This window comes from Paenibacillus phytohabitans, from assembly GCF_013141775.1.
GTDB lineage: Bacteria > Bacillota > Bacilli > Paenibacillales > Paenibacillaceae > Paenibacillus_AQ > Paenibacillus_AQ phytohabitans.
Genome location: NZ_WHOB01000062.1, coordinates 114,163 through 133,741, shown reverse-complemented (window position 1 = coordinate 133,741; position 19,579 = coordinate 114,163). Strand labels below are relative to the sequence as shown.

Here is a 19,579-nt window from a genome sequence, read left to right as displayed (position 1 = left end):
CCTTATCTCTATCCCAGTCCTGTAATCAGCCTAACTCCACAGTCTGTCCTCCAGGCACCCCGACCACAGTTCCGGCAACCTCCAGCCAGACGGCAGCAGCTCCCGGATTGTATACAAAATCCCGTGCGGCAGAAAAAACCAGCCCCCGACAGGCCTTCATATAATGAACCAGCTCGAGGTTGGTCACATACCAGATGTCGTCCCGGCCGCCGGCCATGGCACAGAAGCGCTCCATCAGCTCCCAGTTGTTATCATTGTCGAATTCGTAGCTATGGCCCCACACATACATCAGATAGAGATACTGGCGCTTATGCAGTCCTATAAAAGTCTCCCCGTGGGCAAGCAAATCCCGGTTATGGTGACAGGTGGCCTGCCACTCCAGCCAGTCCTCCGGGAGGGCGAAACCGCCGCTGCTCTGGACAGTACGGGCATATTCGATGCCCAGATGGGGCAGCAGCCCCTTGATCTCTGCCGTATAGGACCCGTTCGGATAAGACATTCCGCGGACCGGCTGGCGGATTAGCCCTTCCAATACTTTGCGGTCCTCCATAATCTCCTCAACGATATACTCCTGCGGGCAGCGTGCCAGGGTCGGATGGCTCCGCGTATGCGCGCTGACTTCATGACCGCGGTACAAGGCGGCGACTTCCTCTGCCCGAATGCGGTCGCCTTCTCCAAGCAGTCCCGAATTCAGGTGAAAGCTACCCTTGATTCCGTGCATGTTGAACAGGCCGACCAGCCGTTCATCTGCCCGTCTGCCGTCGTCATAGCTCATCGTCAGCGCCTTATGCCGGCCTTGCGGATAGCAGTAATACACTCCGGACATTACGGTTAAGCCTCCTTTGCATATGAGAATGAATGATCTATATAAGACACACTTAGGATCTGAACTATATGGCTTGAACTTGTAAAAGACTTCCTCTGCAGAACCTTGCGCTAGCAGGTCTGTTGAGTGTAATAATGAGGAGCAGATAGCAATTATAGAATGATGGCCAGTTGATGGACGCCCCCCCCTTGCGGAGCAAGGATTTCGTCCATGCAGCAAGTCAGATTCTTAAGCTCACTCTATATAGTTGTATTTCCTGCACTTAAAAGACGGCAAAACACGGGTTTTGCCGGGTTAACTGTATTCTGTACAATTAAAAATGGAGAAACGTCTTCTTTTCCAAATATGTGTACTTTTAACTGCATGAAATACAATTAAAGCTCTCGCAGTGCAATAATCGATCGCTTTAGTTGCACAAAATACAGTTAAAGCTTAGGCCCTAAGGGAGCGTCACAGAAAGCCAGCATTTCAAGCAAGGAACCCGGTGCTAATACGAAAGATTACCGGTTCAATCCTCCTGCAGTGCGAAATTTCCCCTATCGCCTCTTTTTTTCTTTTCGTTCCGCCGGGCAATCAAGGAGCATAGACAACCAGATCACTATACTCTGCAATCAGCGGTGCCATTTGCCGGAAGCCTATTCTGCCGCCTGCCAGCAGCGGGCCGGAGGACGAACCGTCATCCACCCAGTGCAGCAGCGGCAATCCGTCCACGGCAAAGGTCACCGCAGGCCCTTGCTTCACGGCCAGCATGCGGTAGGCTCCGGTCATATCGGCAACATCCGGCAACGGATCAGCGCCTTGCGCGACAAGGTGGAAGCCGTAGCTTTTGCGCAGATTACAGGTGTGAAAGGACCGCTCCTCTTCCCACATCCGGCGGAAATAGGAGATATGGAAAGCATTCATCTCCCCGTGATGGTACTGGTCATACTCCCCCGTGCGGACCGGCAGGGACGGATCAAACAGATCCTTGCCCCCGGCGCCGGCAGCAGCGAAGAACAGAATAGCCAATCCGGGTTCCCGCAGCGGGCGGAACTTCCACGATACCGCAAGCTCCGCCGGACAAACCTCCGGGCACCAGAAGACCACATTCGCCTGCTGCCCTTCTTTTGCATCCCGTTTACTCTCCAGCCTTAAACGTCCCTGCGGAAAGGTGGCTATGCCGTCGCCTTCCATCCGGAAACCTTCCACATGCCCGGGTCCTTCCAGTGTATTGCGGTAGATCTCCCGCCAGCCTTCCGGAATCAGCGTCAAGTCCTGCTGCGCAGTCACTCAGCCGCCACCGCCTTTCCGGCATCCGCCTCTGCTCCTGCTCCCCGCTCCGGAAGAGCTTCAGCAATCAGCTCCAGGGCAATGATCGTGTTCAGCGACCACTGCGAAGCTTCATTCGTATTCATCCAGCCGATCTCATTGATCGGTTCCAGATAAGTAACCTGCGTCTGCTCTGCCTGAAGGTCAACGGCTCCGAACGGATTCTCCAGCAGGATGTTCCAGCAGCGTTCAGCAGTAGCCCGGTCATCCTTGTACCATGCGCCATAGGCAGCAATAGCCACACTCAGCACCGGATGCTCAAACCGCAGCCTGCCTGTAATCGCTCCTCCGGTAATGACATCCTTCTCTTCCTGAGGCAGGTTGTAGAACACGCCGAATTCCGCGAGCATATCCTCCCACTCCGGGTCCTCCAGCATCATCGCCAGCTCGAACCATACCTGCGGCCCGCCCATGCTGATCGCCAGATGCCGTCCCCAGTTGTCATCACCCATAGCGCTCAGAATTCCCGTCTTAGGGTCATAGCCATAGGTTGGACCGGAGATCAGCCGCAGATTGGCCGCTTTGATGCAGTTGATTCCCGTTATGATTTTGTCGCGGTACGCCGTATCTTCATACCGTTCCCAGCGGGTCATCCAGTTGGAGCTGAACGCCGCCCAATCCGGGCCTACCCGCACATGGGTCGGAAATTCATCCTTCGGAAAATAAGCCCGCATCGGGTCCAGCGTCACCGTGGAATAATCCGCATCCTTCACACTGTCCATGATGTCGCCGGTCCGCTCATCGCCGGTCAGATAATAGTAGTAGCGGTGCAGTCCGGCCATAGCTATCCGTGCTTCCTTGCAGCCGCAGCCCCAGTGCACGACATTATGCCGTGAGCCAAGGCCCGCATATTCCCCGAAATGATAAACATCCACCTCGCTGGTATGCCGGGTCATCGCTTCCGCCATGCGGAATAGATCTGCGCGCCCGGTCCGCAGGAAGCTGAGCCACAGCCACATATTCGGCACCAGCTCGGCATTCTGCCAGGCGCAGCCGCCCAGATCGTAATTCCAGACATGGCGGACCGGATCATAGCTGTGCATGAAGTCGCCATAATCCCAGAAGCCGTACCATTTCCGCTGCCCGATCTCCGACTGGTAAAAGGAGAGGATGCCGTCCAGCCGGTCCTCCAGGCAGGCCTTGGCCGGTGTGCTCCGGTCCGGCAGGCTCCACAGGCCGAACGCCCGGCTGCGGTGATAATACTCCGGAGCGCAGACCAGCAGCGCCGGTTCATCCGCTTCCTGCTGCATCTGCAGCAGCTGTGCAGTTCCCGGCGTTTCCGCGGTGCACCACAAGGTCAGCTCGTTGGTGCCCGCAATACCGTACGGTGTAGCACGCAGTTCATCTGCGCCTTCGTAGGAGGACTCCACATGCGTCTTCGTATCGTAGTGGCGCAGGTCCATGGCCGGAACCTCCGGCGACCAGAACCAGACCGTTAACGCTGCTTCACTGCCGGAGGTGCCGGTAATCTCCAGCCCGGACGGGTGCTTCCGCCAGAAGTTCTTCACTCCGGCAGCCAGACCGCCGCCTTCCGATCCGACATAGCTTAGCCCTCCTGCCCGCCGGCCTTCTGCCCCCTTAATCCAGGTGCAGCCCGCCCCTGTCCGCTTATGGATTACATAATGCTCGGACGAATCCTGAACGAGCTTGAAGCTGTCCCATACTGCAGAATCCTGAAGCAGTCCCGTGAAATACGCGTCCTCCCCCGGGTCAAACTGCTGGAGCTTTCCTTCCAGCTGCCCGGCGAACATGCCGGCGTATTTGCCTTTGGTCCTGCGGGTATGAAGCGTCTTGGGCGACTCGCTGAAGATCCCTTCACTGCCCCCCAGCCGGACATGACGGTTGTACAGCGGACCGCTTAGCGGCACCTTGAGCACGATGCCCAGCCCCTTAATGAAATCCTGCTGCGGATTGCCGTCATAATGAAAGGTATGCACCAGCCGGATGGAATCCAGCCCGGCATAGAAGTATAGCCGCAAAGTATAAGGAAGCCATTCTCTGGCTCCCCTCACACTTCTATGCCTGCCTTCCAGCCGAACTACAGCACGCAGCGGTCCGGCTTCTTCCAGACTTGCCCTGCGGGTCACGCCCGTAAAGCGTTCCTGCCGCAGTGTCAGCTCACCGCTGAGCGTATCGCGCTGCTCGCGGAGGCAGACCAGCTCACTTCCGCTGCACAGGAGCTGCTCTGCGCGGCAACCCTGCTGCTCCACGCCAGCATCCGCGCCCATGCCTGCACCTGCAATCGCACCTGTATCTGCGCCAACATCTGCACCTGCACCCGCACCTGCATCCGCGCCAACATCTGCACCTGCACCCACACCTGCATCCGCGCCCACACCTGCACCTGCAATCGCACCTGCATCCGCGCCCACATCTGCACCTGCACCCGCAGACAACGCCGCACTTTCAGCAGCCTCCGCAGCTCCGGAATATCCATGATCACTGCCGGCACCTCCGGATTCCTCCGGAGCCCGGCGGATAATCCGGGAGATTGGTCCCGCCCCCCGCTTGCCCACGGTACACAGGATGGTGCCGGTATCGACAATATAGGCTTCTTCTGTTTCTTGAACGGACACCTGCAGGGCTGCCGGCATATCCCCCGGCACTGCAGACCGTTCCAGTGTATAACCCTCAGTACTCCCGTCAGGGCATACGGCCGAATGAAACGACCACTTGATGCTGCCGTCCGGCCAATAAGCGGCAGGGCGGCTCTGCAGCGGCAGACTGCAACCCTCACCCGTCCCGTTAAGACATAGGGCGGACAGGTCCCCGCGCCTCAGTTCTCCCTTGGACCAGGGTACACCCCAGGTAACCCCCGCAGCAGCTGTTGGCTGATTCAACCACCTTAATTGTATTGGCATGGCTGAGGACAAAACGGTCATCTCCTTATGTGACATCACCGATCACAGAGACTAATGATCCGAGCCGGAGAAAGCTGCTTATTCGTGCACGGTAAATGAGAACCCCTTTGGTACCCGCCTCACCTGATCCCGTTCTCCTTCTCCCCTTCATGCCGGCTCAGTTCACGGTAGCGTGTCGGAGTGATGTCCTCCTGTTTTTTGAATATCCGGTTAAAATAGCTCTGCTGATAGCCGACCTGCTGGGCGACATCGTTCATTTTCAGATCCGTATCGCGCAGCAGCTCCTTGGCTTTGTCCAGCCGCAGCTCTGTTAAATAATCAATAAAATTAATTCCGGTAACCCGTTTAAAGGACTTGCTGAGCAGAAAAGGGCTGGTTCCCGTATAATCTGCACAGCTGTCCAGCGAAATATTGTCCATATAATGCTGCTGAATGTACAGCATGGCCTGTTCAACCGTCCGCCGGATGCCGGCGTCCGAACGTTCGCACAGCTCCTTCAGGAAGGGGGCCACCACATGCCCGCGGAACCACGAGAGGATCAGGCCCGGCTCATGAATCTGTGACAGGCTTGCATACAGGTTCTTGCCCTTGAACAGCTGATTCGGGGCAATCCCTGCCTCAAGCACCGCATGCAGGATCGCGCCGAGCAGATGCAGCATTCCCTGCTGCACATCAATGACCTTCGCGCCGCCCTCGGACAGCGTCATCAGGAACTCCTCCAGCAGCCGGTCTGCCTCTTCCGCTTCGCCGGTACGCAGCGCCTGAATCAGGCCGCGCTCCAGCGCGAACGAATACTGCGGCAGCTGGGTGCCTTGCCCTTCCCGTTCCAGCTGCTCCAGGCTGATCACCTGGTTCCCGCCTCCATATCTGCGGTGACTGGCTGCCTGCTTCGCCGCTTCGAACGAGCGCGGAATGCCGGAGATGCTGTTCACCTCTGCACTGTACGCTACAGTTGCCTGCAGCTTAAGCATCCGGTTGATCGTGGCTGCCAGTTCTTCACCGAAAGCCTGAACCCGCTCCGGCTCCGGGCCGCTTCCCTGCTCAATCAGCAGAATGCCCGACGTAAGATCATGCAGATTAACGGTCTCGGCACGCCCGAAATGCTCAGCAGCCAGTTCACTGATGATGTTCACCGCCGCGAAGGACACCAGGCTCTCGTCACCGCTGCGGAACTTGGCCTCCAGGCTGGAGATTCCTGTAAGCTGAATATACAGCACTACAAAAACGCAATTGTCCACTTCCCACTTGTATTGCTTCATCCGGCTAAGCAGATCCTGTTCGGAATAGGCATACAGATAACCCTGGAACAATTGATGCAGAAAGCTCTGCTGCACATGCGGAAGCTGCTCCGAAAGCGTGTATTGGAGGGCATGCCGCTGCCCGTGAAGATTCTGCCAGTGCCGCTCAATCAGCGTCATCTCGTCCACCCGGCCCCCGGAGGCCGCATGCTCGGGAAGCAGCGTCTGAAGCAGGCGGCGGACAGGCGAGTAGATTTTGCGGGAAGCAATCCAGGAGAGGACTGCCGCAAGCAGCAGCGCGCACAAGCTGACCAGGATGATCATCCGGGATAACCCCACCACCGGTGAAGTCACACTGGATATCGGAGAAGCCGACACATACATCCATTCATTCGCAATCCGGGAGAAATCGCCGTAGGTCACCGCGAAAGTAACTCCGTCCCAGTCATACAGGAACGATGTGCTGTCTTTACTGCCTCTGTCTGCTATCGCCTTCTGCAGCGCAGTCACAAACGGTGTGGCTGCATCGATCCCGTTGCCGGAGATGAACAGGCCCCCGGACTTTTGCTGCATGAATACTTCCCCCGTGTTGTACGGGGTCATGGTCCGCAGCATGGCGGATACCTTCTCTGTGTCCATCCGCAGCAGCAGTGCCCCGAAGGGCTCCAGGCTTCCGCCGGGAATATGATGCACCAGCGTCAGCTCCTTCTGCTCCGGCTTGGCCGGATCAAACGCCCATTCCGTCCAATAGGTACTGCGCTCCTGCTCCAGCAGCTTGCCGTACACTGCATCTTCTTCGGGCGCCAGTGTCCCGTATTCCGTGCCGAACAGCACCGGCTGATCGCCCGCCAGGTACAGCTCCACCTGCCGCGCCATCGAATTCGAGCCCTGCATGACCACCAGGGTTTTGGTAATATCCCAGGCCCGTTCATGATTCAGGGTGAAATCCATGTTGCTCAGGCTGTAGTCGAACTTCGGCTCGAACGCCCAGTGGGCCAGCATCAGCTCCAGATTGGACAGCTGGTCATTAATGTTGTCCGCACGCTGCTCGATCTGCCGGTTATGCATACCCAGCAGCTCCTTCTCCAGATTGCCCCCTGCCATAAAGTACACCAGGGACCCGATGATCAGGCCGGGGATAGACGAAACGATCAGCACAATAATGAGATTATTGCGGTAATACCGGCCCTTCCGGCCGGTACGCCCCCCTGTATATCCCTTTCGTTCCCCTGCCGTTCCATTCTCCATATCAATCACCAGCCGAATCCATAGTTTAGAGTTGCAGCCTTACGGCTATAACGGGTATAAACCGGCTGGTGCCTGGAGCAGTGCCGGACTTACTTGCCCGTCTTCGAATACAGTTCGTTCATTTCATTCACAAGCTCGTCCCCGCCTGTCTTCCGCCATACCTCAAAAGCTGACTTCAAGCCTGCTTCGTCAATCTGGCCGACAATGAACTTGATGCGCGCATCATTGATTACATTATCCAGCTGCGAGCCTTTTTGCGTATATACTGCAGAGATCAGCGCTTCGGCAGGATTGGTCACAATCGTCGCTTCATTAGCCTTCTGTACCTCTGTCTGCTTCAACCGCAGGGCAGTCTGCTTCACCAGCTTCGCCTTGTCCTCCGGAATGAACGGCAGCATCTGGTTGAGACCTTCCACTTCCGATTCCAGCAGAACCGTATCCCCTGAGCGTTCAATATATCCGTCCACCAGATTATAATGGACACCTTCAATTCCGTAGTTCAGCATCGTCTGCAGATCCTCTTCGTTGAGCCGGTCCAGGAAGGTCAGCACCTGCTTAAGCTCTGCTTCAGTCTTGACCGACGACTTCGGTATAGCCAGCATGCCGGAGAAACCGGAAGTCGGAAGGGTATGCAGTGCTCCGTCCGTTCCTGTCACCCCGCCGATGACATCCATATAATGACGGTCAGGCTCATCCTTGCCTTCCTTCTGGAGTGCAGCATGAATCTTGTCATCGAGCCGTGCCCCGTTGTCCACCACATCGACAATGACACCGGCCTTGTTGTTGACCACCGGATCATTCCACTTGGAGCTGTCCATCACCGCGAAGTCGGAGTTGATCAGCTGCTCATCATACAGCTTTTTCATGAACTTAAGCGCTTCCAAGTACTGCGGATATTCATGCTCAGGAACCAGCTTGCCATCCTGTACGCCCCATTTGTTCGGGGAACCGAACCACAGCTTGATTGTATCGAAGCCGCTGGCCCATCCGCCGGTCCACTTCACCAGCACCATGCCGTAGGTATCCGCCTGACCGTTGCCGTCAGGGTCCTGTTCTTTGAACGCTTTTAGCATATTGTAGAAATCATCCACGGTCTGCGGAGCTTCAAGCCCCAGCTTCTCCAGCCAGTCCTTGCGGTAAACCACGCCGTTGCGGCCCAGCGCCCGTCCTCTGTAGATTCCATAGTTCTTGCCGTCGATGGCTGAGTTGCTCAGAATGACTTCCTTCGCTCCGCTCAGATTCGGATAATCCTTCAGGTACGGACCTACCTCCCAGAAAGCGCCCGATCTTGCCGCATTCACGAAACTCGAGGCTTTGACATCGCCTACATAGATAATGTCAGGCAGCTTGCCGGAAGCCAGCGTGATATTGAATTTGTCGGCATAGGAAGCGTTCGGCACCCATTCGAAATGGATCTTGGTGTTCGTCAGCTCCTCCAGCTTGGCAGCAACCGGACTGCCGTCCTTCGGATAATTTGTTTTGAAAATCGGCAGCATCAGCGTCAGATCCAGCGGTTCTGCAGCTTCAGTTCCGCCAGGCGCATTCCCTTCACTTGAGGCAGACTCCTTCTGCCCTGCAGCATTATTCTCCTTATTGCCGGCACAGCCGGTGAACACACTTAAAATCATAATAGCAGCTAGTAACATAAACAACCATCGTTTCAAATGTATGGAACCTTCTTTACGCGCAATCTTCATTACTTAGCCTCCCTTTGTATGTTGGCATACCCTGTTACCCTTTAACCGAACCGAGCATCACCCCTTTGGCAAAGTGTTTTTGCAGAAACGGATAGACGCACATAATCGGCAGTGTGCCGACCACGATAACTGCCATTTTGATCGACTGCTCAGGCGGCTGTACGAAATTCGGGTCCATCGAGCTGAGATCACCAGCTGCCGACTGGGACAGCATAACGATCTGGCGCAGCATCACCTGCAGCGGCCACTTGGACGGATCATTAATGTAGAGCAGCGCCGAGAAGAAGTTATTCCAGTGCCCGACCGCATAAAAGAGAGTGAACGTCGCCAGCACTGGCTTGGAGAGCGGCAGTACGATTTTCCACAGCAGCCCCAGCTCGGTACAGCCGTCGATGCGGGCCGCCTCCTCAATCTCGACCGGAAGCTCCTGGAAGAAGTTTTTGACGATAATCAGATTGAAGGCGCTGATCGCACCCGGAAGAATTAACGCATTCAGCGTATCCAGCAGCTGCAGCTCGCGGATCACCAGATAGGTGGGAATCATCCCGCCCCCGAACAGCATGGTGAAAATAACCAGATTGAGGATTACATTCCGGCCCATCAGATAACGTTTGGCCATCGGATACGCCATGCTTACTGTGAAAAACAGATTGACCGCCGTACCGATCACCGTCACATACAGCGATACCCCGATACTTCTTACAATGGTATCCGTGGAGAAAATGAACCGGTAGGCATCAAACGAGATGGTAGTTGGAATCAGAAAGACAGCGCGTTTCGTAATTTCCGCCTCGGTTGCGAACGAACCGGAGACCACAAACAGAAATGGCAGGATTGCGGCGATTCCGATAACTCCCAATACAAAATAATTAAATACGTCAAACGTAATCTCTCCGGGGCTCTTATAATGTTTAGCCACGCACACAGCCTCCCTCTCAATAAAGTCCCGATTCGCCCGATTTCTTGGCGAGCCAGTTGGTGCCGAGCACCAGTACAACCCCGATCACCGATTTGAACAGTCCGACTGCGGTGCTGTAGCTGAACGCCCCCTGTGTGATCCCAAGTGCATATACGTAGGTATCAAACACCTCGGCCACCTCACGGTTCAGCGCATTCATCATCAGATAAATCTGCTCAAACCCATTATCCAGAATGGTTCCCATCCGCAGAATCAGCAGAATGACAATGGTGCTGCGGATCGCCGGCAGCGTAATATGCCAGGTCTGGCGCCAGCGGCTGGCCCCGTCCACTACGGCTGCTTCATATTGCTCAACATCAACACCGGCCAGCGCCGCCAGGAAGATAATCGTCCCCCAGCCGCATTCCTTCCAGATGGTCTGCAGGATGATCAGCGGGCGGAACCAGTCGGGGCTGGCCAGGAAATCGATCTTGCTCCCGGTCACGGAGTACAGGAATTCGTTGACAGCGCCGCCCTGTGTAGTCAGGAACACATACGATATACTGGCGACGATGACCATGGATATGAAATGCGGTACATAAATCATCGTCTGAATCGTCCTTTTATAGAAGGACAGCCGGACTTCATTCAGCAGCAGGGCAAGTATGATCGGGGCCGGAAAAAAGAACACCAGATTATACAGCGACAACACGAGTGTATTGCGCAGCAGCATGAAGAAGTCAGGATTCTGGAAGAACGTGCGGAAATGCTCAAGACCGGCCCAATCGCTTTTCCAGAAGCCCAGAAAGGGCTGATAATCTTTAAACGCGAGCAGCACTCCCCACATGGGTACATATTTAAATACGAGAAAATACAGGAGTCCCGGGGTCAGCAGGATGTAGAGCCATTTGTCCCGCTTCAGACGTCTGAAGCGCAGCTCCCGCCTGCTGCGGTAGGTTGCAGCAGCATGTATATCTGCTGTCCCTATTGCCGCTCCTTGCTTCATTACATTCACCTCCATATAGATAAGCAGCCTTGCACTGCCGTGCCTTGGCTGCGCTTCCTATTATGGTTTCAGCGGATTTTTCCGGCAATCGGACTTTTTGGACAGGGGCCTGTCCTGCCCTGATCCGCCCCGCTACAATAAAGTGCAAAGCCGGCAAAACTTTACTATTGCCTGCTGCACAGTGGGCAACTATGATGCCGGGAGACCAAAACGCTCATAATGGGCTCCCCGGGAGGTAAAGCAAGTGAATCATAAGCTATATTACGGCGCTGCATGGTACCCCGAGCTCTGGGGGGAAGCTGAACGGAAGCATGACCTTCAGCTTATGAAGGAAACCGGCATCAATCTCGTCCGGATGGGTGAGTTCATCTGGTCGGAGCTGGAGCCGGAGGAAGGCTCCATTGATATCCGGCCATTCGCTGAGCAGATCCGGCAGCTGCATGCCTACGGCATCGACACCATAATGTGCACCCCGACGGCCACTCCGCCGGTCTGGCTGACACACGGGCACCCGGAACGCCTGATCATCAGGGCGGACGGGGCGGTTATGGGCCACGGGTCCAGGCAGCATGTCTGCACGAATCACCCTTATTTCCGGCAGCGGGCTGCGATAATCACTGAACAGCTGGCAAAAGAGCTGGGGCAGCTGCCGGGTCTAGTCGCCTGGCAGCTCGATAATGAACTCAAGGCACATGTCTCAGAATGCATGTGCGGGACCTGCAAGTCCCTATGGCATGAGTGGCTGGAGAGCCGCTACGGCAATATCGGGAAGCTGAACGAAGCCTGGGGAACGGGAGTCTGGAGCCAGACCTATCAGCAATTCGTTCAGGTGCCGCAGCCGGTGGCTACTCCCTTCCTGCATAACTCATCTCTTGTAACCCTGTACCGCCTGTTCCAGATGGAGACAACCGCCGGATTCGCAGCTGAACAGGCAGCGATTCTCCGCCGCTATTCGCCAGCTCCCATAACCCATAACAGCAGCGTCGCTTTCCATGTGGACAATGAACAGCTGTTCCGGGAGCTCGATTTCGCCTCGTACGACACTTACGCCTCACAGGCCAATAAGCATGCCTATCTGCTGAACTGTGATCTGTGGCGTAATATCAAGCCAGAGCGGGACTTCTGGCTGCTGGAGACCAGTCCGGCCTATGCCGGTTCGCTCATGAGCTACGGCGAACCCCATCCGGACGGCTATCTCACCGCTGAAGCTGTGTCTGCCTATGCGTTGGGGGCAGGAGCCTTCTGCTATTGGCTGTGGCGGCAGCAGCGCACCGGCAGCGAGCAGACGCACAGCTCCATCATCAGCGCCTGGGGCAAGCCTGCGCTCGGCTATGACAATGTGCGGGAAGCCTCCGCAGCGCGCCTGCTGATCGAGCCGCACCTGCTGGCTACCCGGCCGGCGCAGGCTGAGGTCGCCATCACCTATTCAGACCGGACCAAGGCGTACCTGGCGACGGAGCCGCACCGGAAGCTGAGCTACCGCTCCCTGCTGGGGGACTTCTACAAGCGGATACTCGATATGGGCATACACCGTGACCTGCTGCCCGAAGGCGGAGAGCTTAGCGGCTACAAGCTGCTGTTCACCCCTTTTGTGCATTATCTGTCGCCGGAATATATCCAGAAGGCTCTCAGCTTTGCTGAGGCTGGCGGCATCTGGATCGCCGGTCCGCTGAGCGGAGGCCGCACGGCCGACCATACCCTGCATACCGATGCTGCACTGGGCGGGTTGGAGCGCATCGCCGGGGTAATCACCAGATATGTCTACCCGATGGAGGGAACGGGCAGCATTGGCGAGGCCTTCGGCCTCTCCGCACCGTTGTCCCTGTGGAGCGCGGTGTTCGAGCCGCTGCCGGGCGGTGCAACCGTGACCGGCAGGATCACGGCAGGCCGGACGCCGGGCCTGGCCTTCCTGACCGAGCAGCCCTATGGCCGCGGAGCCATCGTAATGCTCGGCTCCCTGCCCTCCGGAGAAGCGGGGGACAAGCTGCTGTGCGCGCTGATCGATCATTATGCAGCCCGGGCCGGTGTGACTCTGCGGAGCGATGTCACCCAGGGCACGGTCGTCTGTCCAAGACACGGAGCGTCCGGTGAACTATGGACGATCGTGAATATGGACGGACTCGGAGGCAGTGTAACCCTGCCGCGGGGCGGACAGGATGTGCTGAGCGGTGAGCACGTGCCAGCCGGTCCGCTGACGGTCGGTGCTTACGGCTACAGACTTATTGCGTTGTAGGCAAGGGGCGCCAAGCGGGCGGGGGAGAATTCATCCGGGCTGGAGCTGCTGCAATCTGAATCCGGCAGTAACGCAGCGGAGTTTACCGCCACTGCTCAGCCTCCTCAGGCCCAGGCTATAATTGCACATCAGCTGCTCTGGAGGACTGACAATCCGCTAATCGGGCCAATCAGGCTGAATTGCGGGATAAGCGGACTCAGATTCCGTTAATGGGCCGGCTGGCCACCATTTTGGGCACGAATGAACAGGATAGGTGATTCTCAGTCCGCTTCGGCCTCAATATTAGGGTTTTCCGGGAAATAAGCGCTTTTCAGTCCACTTCACTCTGCTGACATCCCTTGCTCCAGCACGCTGTACCTTATCTTCGCGAACCTCTGCCCGGTAACCAAAAAGGCCAGCCAGAAGTTTCTGGCTGACCTAATCATACGAAAGACTACACCACAGCATTCCCTCTGCCGGGTGTAGTCTTTTTTTATCGATACCTGCGTCTGCTTATACGCCAGTCTTCTGTACTGCATCAAGCTGCTGCAACTGCTCTATCTGGTGCAGATGATTAAGCAGCTGCTGATAGTGATCGGCTTTTTTCTGGACGGTAAGCACCATCTTCTGGAACTGACCTGCATCCTGTCCCGATTTCTCCAGAATACGCAGCAGATCGCCATTGATCTGCTCCACATCCTCCATGCTGCTCTCCTGCGACTCCTGAATCTTCTCCAGATGCTGGAACACCTCTTCCTCCGCCTCCACGATCTCGTTCATATATACCGTGGACTGGCTGATCTTCGCATTCGTCTCTGTCATCGCTGTTGTCCCGTCACCGGACTTGCTGTGTAGCTGCTCCATTACCTGGGTCATCCCCGAAAGGGAGCCCATGATCTCCTTCACATGACTGCGCGTGCTGTCGGCCAGCTTGCGGATTTCTGTGGCAACCACCGAGAAGCCCCGTCCGTGCTCTCCGGCCCGCGCCGCCTCGATTGCTGCATTCAGCGACAACAGATTCGTCTGCTCAGCAATATCCGTAATGATCTTCGCCAGCTGCTCGATGCTCCGGAAATGCCCCCGCAGGTCCTCATTCAAGGTGACAAATTCAGTAAATACCGCCGAAGCCTTCTGCATTTCAGCCGAGATCTGGATATTGGACTCTTTGGCGAATTCAATTTTATTGGAGGAAAAAGAGAGGCTGCCATACATTTCATTGATGAGATCTTCGGTCTGCCCGCTGTTGGTCTTCAGATGCTCCAGCAGCTGCTGGGTGCCGCCGATCTGGCTGATCAGCTCACCGCTGCCCGCCCGTAAAGCCGCAAACTCCTCTACCAGCTGTGCCTCTTCCTTGAGAATCTCATCAGTTTCGCGGCGGATCTGTCCGGCCAGGGTATAGGCGTGCATCCCATAGGATTCAGTGGCTGAAGCGGCGTTAACGGCAGCTGTCCCGCCAGTATTCTCTGGAGGCTCAGGAGCATTTGCCGCTGTTCCAGCTATATTTACCGTCCCGGCTGATTGTCCGGAGCTGTCCGTTTTTTCAAGAACGGCTAGTGTATTATGACTTTGAACACCTCCGGCAGAGGTGCTTTTGCCCCATGAAGTGCGTAATCTGGTTATCCACTGCATAATCAATCTACTCTCCCTTATTCAACCAGCAGCAGAATCATGGTCTGGTTGGCATGCTTTTTATAGTATTGCTCTCCGTAGCTGATGAAACCTGTAGTGTTGCCGCAGAATCCGAGCATCGTCCTGTCAAAATCCGCCCACAGACCGTCCCGGATGAAGAGCTGATCCCGCAGCGTACAGTTAATGTTGAGCACAAAGGATGGCTTGTACGGGCTCCCGCCCAGCGTCTCCTCCAGCACAGCAAGCGGATCTGCTGCACTCAGCACCTCCACATAAGTACTAGACATAACCTGGCTGTAAAATGTGACAGAGCCATCCGGGTTAATTGTCATCGGTGAGGCGATGATCAGATCGTCTTCGTATCTTTTGCCCAGCGGGCTGCTCAGGAAATGCTCTGCCAGGTCCGCCTCCGGGACACCAAGCACGCGCGCGTATTCTTCCGCAGCAGGACGTCCGTTGAAGGAATACACCGTTCTGCCGAACACATCGGCTTCTGTCACCAGCAGCGTTGTCCCGGTGGGAACATAAATATTCTCTTTAACCAGTGCGGTACGGCCCGGCATATTGAAGAAAATCCCCAGGTTCCGCACCCGTCGGCTTCCTATGTAAATATAAGTCTCTCCATGCTCATCATCCGCTGCACTTCCCCCGACGATCTTGAATTCCGGGGCAATGAAAAACAGCGAGGAGAGGAGCGTCTCCTCCATCGCGCCTGTACCGTCACATAGCAGCAGCAGAAAGGCATTAGCGTTGCCTTGGACTTTGTGATATGAGGCACTTAGTATATTGCCGCTAAGCACGGGCGGATGCAGGATCTCCACAATATCGGCTATCCCTGATTCGTATTCGAACCCTGTGACTACGCCGCTGCGGTAGCCCTGCGGGGTATATTCGCCTTTGGTCGAGCACAATACCGCCCGGGAGGGTGCATGCCGGGACAATTCGCTGACTGCCGCAGCGGAAGCAAACAGCACCAAGCCTCTGTTGCTATCCAGTTGTTCCAGATGCCGCCTGGCTTCGCCCGGTGTGTTAAAAGATAAAGCTTTCATTATGTATATCAACCTTCCTTCGCGGGATCTCTCCCTGAAAACGTTACTGAAAAATTAAGCTTTAATTTTCAATACTTCTTATGGTAAAACCAGAACCGGGCCTACTGTCTGTGAATAATGTCGCAATTCCCTCGCCAAAGCCTTATTTCCGGCGCAAAAATACGGCTGTCACGGGTGACTAAGGTTGAGCCGCTCACAGAAAGGCTGTATCATGAACATACTGTAGATACGATGGATACGTTGGATACGATGCCCAGAGCCGGGCATCACATTAATAATAGAAAGGAAGTGTGAGACCATGACTTATTCACAGCGTTCCAGTCACCCTGCCGCCGCATCGGACTACACCTATCTGGAATACCAGATCGAATTAGCTGCAGAAGAATTGGCGGTGGCAGTAAAGGCGCAAGACGAAGCCCGGGCAGAGGCCATCCGCGAGAAAATTGCCAAACTCGAAGATGAGCTGGCGCAACTTGAGGATTAAACCTGATTACATCTGATTACGCCGATTACACCTGATTACATCTGACTAAGCCTGACTAAGCCGATTATTGTAGTACCGTCACTTCTCGATTCGATTCTATCTCTAACAATAGATCATGTGATAATGATTATCAATGACAAAAAAGATGCAGATTCCAGCAGCGACGCAAGAGGCACCTGTTTTCTCAAGCAAACCGATAGTCATTCGGTGTAGGGCCGGGCTTCGGGCTGCTGCGGTGCGGGGAATGTGGGGTTGTTCTGAGTGTGCTGGAATATGCTGGGTGGGTGCTGGGTATGCCGGGTGAGTGCTGGAGTATGCTGGGTGGGTGCTGGGTATGCCGGGTGAGTGCTGGAGTGTGCTGAGTGGATGCTGGGTATGCTGGGTGAGTGCTGGGTAGGTGCTGGGTAGGTGCTGGGTAGGTGCTGAGCATTGTGTGTGCTGGGCGTTGTGTGTGTGCTGAGTGCTGGGTGCGTGCTGAGCGTTATTCCGAGCGTTCTGCCCGGCATCGATTGAGTTTTTGAGCAAAGATTACACTTTACAGCCTTGTCCAGGCAGAAATGTTGTACGTATTACAACTCTGCCCCCTAGTTTCCAAGGAGTTTGAGGGGATTGTTGTATGAAATACAACAATTGTCAGGCTAAGCCGCCGGAAAGAAAGGAAATGTTGCATTTCATACAACAATTCTCAATTTGAGGCGGATATAGGAAGAAAATGTTGTATTTTGTGCAGGATTCTCGTCCAGCAGGCACTGTCCGCCCGGCGAGTCCAACGAAATAGCCCCAAAAGAGCGGGGCTTATGCTCGTTGACTACCACGCTGAACACTGATTACCTCGCTCACTACCTTGCTGAACACTGATTACTTCTCACCACGCTAACTATTGATTACCTCAATCACTACCACACTAACTACTGTTTACTTCGCACCACGCTGACCACTAATTACTTGCCCACTACCGCACTGACTACTAGTTACCTCCTCCCTGCCACGCTGACAACTGATTACCTCACTCACTACTGGTTACCTCCTCCTTACCACGCTGAACACTGATTACTTTACCACACTGACTACTAGTTACCTCCCCCTGCCACGCTGACTACTGTTTACTTCGCACCACGCTGACTACTGGTTACCTCATCCCTACCACACTAACCACTGGTTACCACATCTACCACGCTGACCACACATCAACTCACTCACTACTACACTGCTGGTTACCTCATCCCTACCTCGCTGACCATTATTACTTGCTCACTACCGCACTGACTACTAGTTACCTCCTCCCTGCCACGCTGACTACTGGTTACTTCGCTCACTACCACACTCACTACTGATCACCTCCTCATTACCTCACTCCCTACCACGCTGACTACTGATCACCTCACTCACAACCACGCTGACTACTCACGTACTCTGCAGGCACCCTAAAACAAATTAATCACCTTATAAAAAAGAGGCTATCCCCGTCATTGCTGACACAGCGGGATAGCCTCTTATGGTTTACCTATTTGCCGATTTACTATTTACCTGTTTCCTTGTTTACTATTTACCTGTTTGCCTGTTTACTTCTTTACTTGTTTGCCCGTTTACCTGTTTACCTATGGACTTCTCAGCCAGCAGCAGGGCTTAGCCCAATTTCACCAGGCTGTAGTTTTTCTTGCCTTTGCGGACGATGATGAATTTGCCGCCGATGGCAAGCTCAGCCGTAATCTCAGTTTCCAGCTCGTTGACGCGCTCGCCGTTAATGGAGATTGCACCTTTGGTAATATCCTCACGCGCCTGGCGTTTGGATGGCTCGATGCCCAGGTCGACCAGCCAGTCGACAATGTTCTTCGATTCCTTAGCGGCGGTGAAGGTCGGCATTTCCTTGAAGCCTTCTTCGATTTCATCGGCAGTCAGGGAGCTGATATCACCGCTGAAGAGCGCTGCGCTGATGCGTTTGGCCTGCTCCAGCAACTCTTCGCTGTGGACGAAGCGGGTCATCTCTTCGGCAAGTGTTTTTTGCGCCTCGCGTTTGTGCGGCTCCGTCGCAACCTTCTCCTCCAGCGCCTCGATTTCTTCTTTACTCAGGAAGGTGAAGTATTTCAGGTATTTCACCACATCGCGGTCATCGGTATTCGCCCAGAACTGGTAGAACTCGTAAGGTGTGGTCTGCTTCGGATCCAGCCATACCGCGCCGCCGGCCGATTTGCCGAACTTGGTGCCGTCTGCCTTCAGCATCAGAGGGATCGTCAGGCCGAAGGCCTTGGCTTCGTTGCCTTCTTTTTTACGGATCAGATCGAGGCCGCTCGTAATATTGCCCCACTGGTCCGAGCCGCCGATCTGCAGCTGCACATCCTCATGCTGGTACAGATGCAGGTAATCCATGGACTGCAGAATCTGGTAGGAGAACTCGGTGAACGAGATTCCGCTGTCCAGACGGCTGGATACTACGTCCTTAGCCAGCATCGTGTTGATGCTGAAGTTCTTGCCGATGTCGCGCAGGAATTCGATGACGTTCATATCCTTGGTCCAGTCGTAGTTGTTCACCATCCGCACCTGATTGTCGCCTTCGGTAATGAACAGCTTCTTCATCTGGGCCGTCAGCGCATCCACATTCTCCTGTACCTGCTCCAGCGTCTGCAGGGAGCGCTCGCTCTGGCGTCCGCTCGGATCGCCGATCGTTCCGGTAGCCCCGCCGATCAGAATGACCGGACGGTGCCCGGCCAGCTGGAAGCGTCTAAGCATCATAAAAGGAATTAGGTGACCAATATGCATGCTGTTCCCTGTCGGGTCCACGCCGCAATACAGTGAAACAGCCTTACTATTCGTTAATTCACGCAGTCCGTCCGCATCTGTCTGCTGGTTAATGGCGTCGCGCCACAGCAACTCGTCGATAATGTTCAACATGTACAGCCCCTTTGGTTTGTTTGTTGTGTAATTGGTATGCATTGAAAAACAGCCAGCTTACCGGGTAACTCTGCAATTCCCGAATTTGGGCAACAAAAAATCGCCCCTTGTCTATTCAGACACAGGGACGATTATCATTAACCGTGTTACCACCCAAATTGCACAGACACTATGTTACAGTATGTCCGTACCACTCTTCCGCGAGTTATCGTTCGCTTAGCTCCGCTTGGCATT

General features: G+C 55.1%; 12 protein-coding genes. 2 read left to right on the top strand and 10 right to left on the bottom strand.

Going from position 1 to position 19,579, the window contains the following annotated elements:
• Positions 1-25: 25 nt before the first annotated feature.
• From GC101_RS20985 to GC101_RS20955, 7 genes are all read right to left on the bottom strand, one after another.
• Positions 26-826 (bottom strand): polysaccharide deacetylase family protein, encoded by an 801-nt coding sequence (locus GC101_RS20985; protein WP_171718838.1) that lies wholly within the window; start codon positions 824-826, stop codon positions 26-28.
• A 573-nt stretch (positions 827-1,399) separates the two neighbouring features.
• Positions 1,400-2,095: a DUF1961 family protein gene (locus GC101_RS20980; protein WP_171718837.1), complete on the bottom strand. Its 696-nt coding sequence runs from the start codon at positions 2,093-2,095 to the stop codon at positions 1,400-1,402.
• A complete protein-coding gene (locus GC101_RS20975; protein ID WP_281365908.1) occupies positions 2,092-4,995 on the bottom strand; it encodes an exo-rhamnogalacturonan lyase family protein in 2,904 nt (967 codons plus the stop codon). Before GC101_RS20975 ends, GC101_RS20980 begins: the two co-directional genes overlap by 4 nt.
• Positions 4,996-5,114: 119 nt before the next feature.
• Positions 5,115-7,481: a helix-turn-helix domain-containing protein gene (locus tag GC101_RS20970; RefSeq protein ID WP_171718836.1), complete on the bottom strand. Its 2,367-nt coding sequence runs from the start codon at positions 7,479-7,481 to the stop codon at positions 5,115-5,117.
• Positions 7,482-7,570: 89 nt separating this feature from the next.
• The gene (locus GC101_RS20965) at positions 7,571-9,178 is read right to left on the bottom strand and encodes an extracellular solute-binding protein (RefSeq protein WP_246354434.1); all 1,608 of its coding nucleotides are present in this window, start codon (positions 9,176-9,178) and stop codon (positions 7,571-7,573) included.
• A gap of 34 nt (positions 9,179-9,212) precedes the next feature.
• Positions 9,213-10,097 carry an ABC transporter permease subunit gene (locus GC101_RS20960; RefSeq protein WP_171718835.1) on the bottom strand — a complete coding sequence of 295 codons (885 nt, stop codon included), beginning with the start codon at positions 10,095-10,097 and terminating at the stop codon, positions 9,213-9,215.
• Positions 10,098-10,113: 16 nt separating this feature from the next.
• Entirely contained in the window at positions 10,114-11,082 is a 969-nt protein-coding gene (locus GC101_RS20955; protein WP_171718834.1) for an ABC transporter permease, read from the bottom strand.
• Between the two features lie 244 nt (positions 11,083-11,326).
• Here GC101_RS20955 and GC101_RS20950 point away from each other — a divergent pair, with 244 nt between their 5' ends.
• Positions 11,327-13,315 carry a beta-galactosidase gene (locus tag GC101_RS20950; protein WP_171718833.1) on the top strand — a complete coding sequence of 663 codons (1,989 nt, stop codon included), beginning with the start codon at positions 11,327-11,329 and terminating at the stop codon, positions 13,313-13,315.
• A gap of 492 nt (positions 13,316-13,807) precedes the next feature.
• Here the strand turns inward: GC101_RS20950 and GC101_RS36580 are convergent, their stop codons facing one another.
• Both GC101_RS36580 and GC101_RS20940 read right to left on the bottom strand, forming a co-directional pair.
• The gene (locus GC101_RS36580; RefSeq protein ID WP_171718832.1) at positions 13,808-14,923 is read right to left on the bottom strand and encodes a methyl-accepting chemotaxis protein; all 1,116 of its coding nucleotides are present in this window, start codon (positions 14,921-14,923) and stop codon (positions 13,808-13,810) included.
• Between the two features lie 17 nt (positions 14,924-14,940).
• A complete protein-coding gene (locus GC101_RS20940; RefSeq protein WP_171718831.1) occupies positions 14,941-15,972 on the bottom strand; it encodes an FIST signal transduction protein in 1,032 nt (343 codons plus the stop codon).
• 298 nt (positions 15,973-16,270) lie between these two features.
• Between GC101_RS20940 and GC101_RS20935 the strand changes: the two genes are divergently transcribed.
• Positions 16,271-16,456 carry a hypothetical protein gene (locus tag GC101_RS20935; protein ID WP_171718830.1) on the top strand — a complete coding sequence of 62 codons (186 nt, stop codon included), beginning with the start codon at positions 16,271-16,273 and terminating at the stop codon, positions 16,454-16,456.
• Between the two features lie 1,626 nt (positions 16,457-18,082).
• Here the strand turns inward: GC101_RS20935 and tyrS are convergent.
• Positions 18,083-19,342: a tyrosine--tRNA ligase gene (tyrS, locus tag GC101_RS20930; protein WP_171718977.1), complete on the bottom strand. Its 1,260-nt coding sequence runs from the start codon at positions 19,340-19,342 to the stop codon at positions 18,083-18,085.
• Between the last annotated feature and the right edge of the window lie 237 nt (positions 19,343-19,579).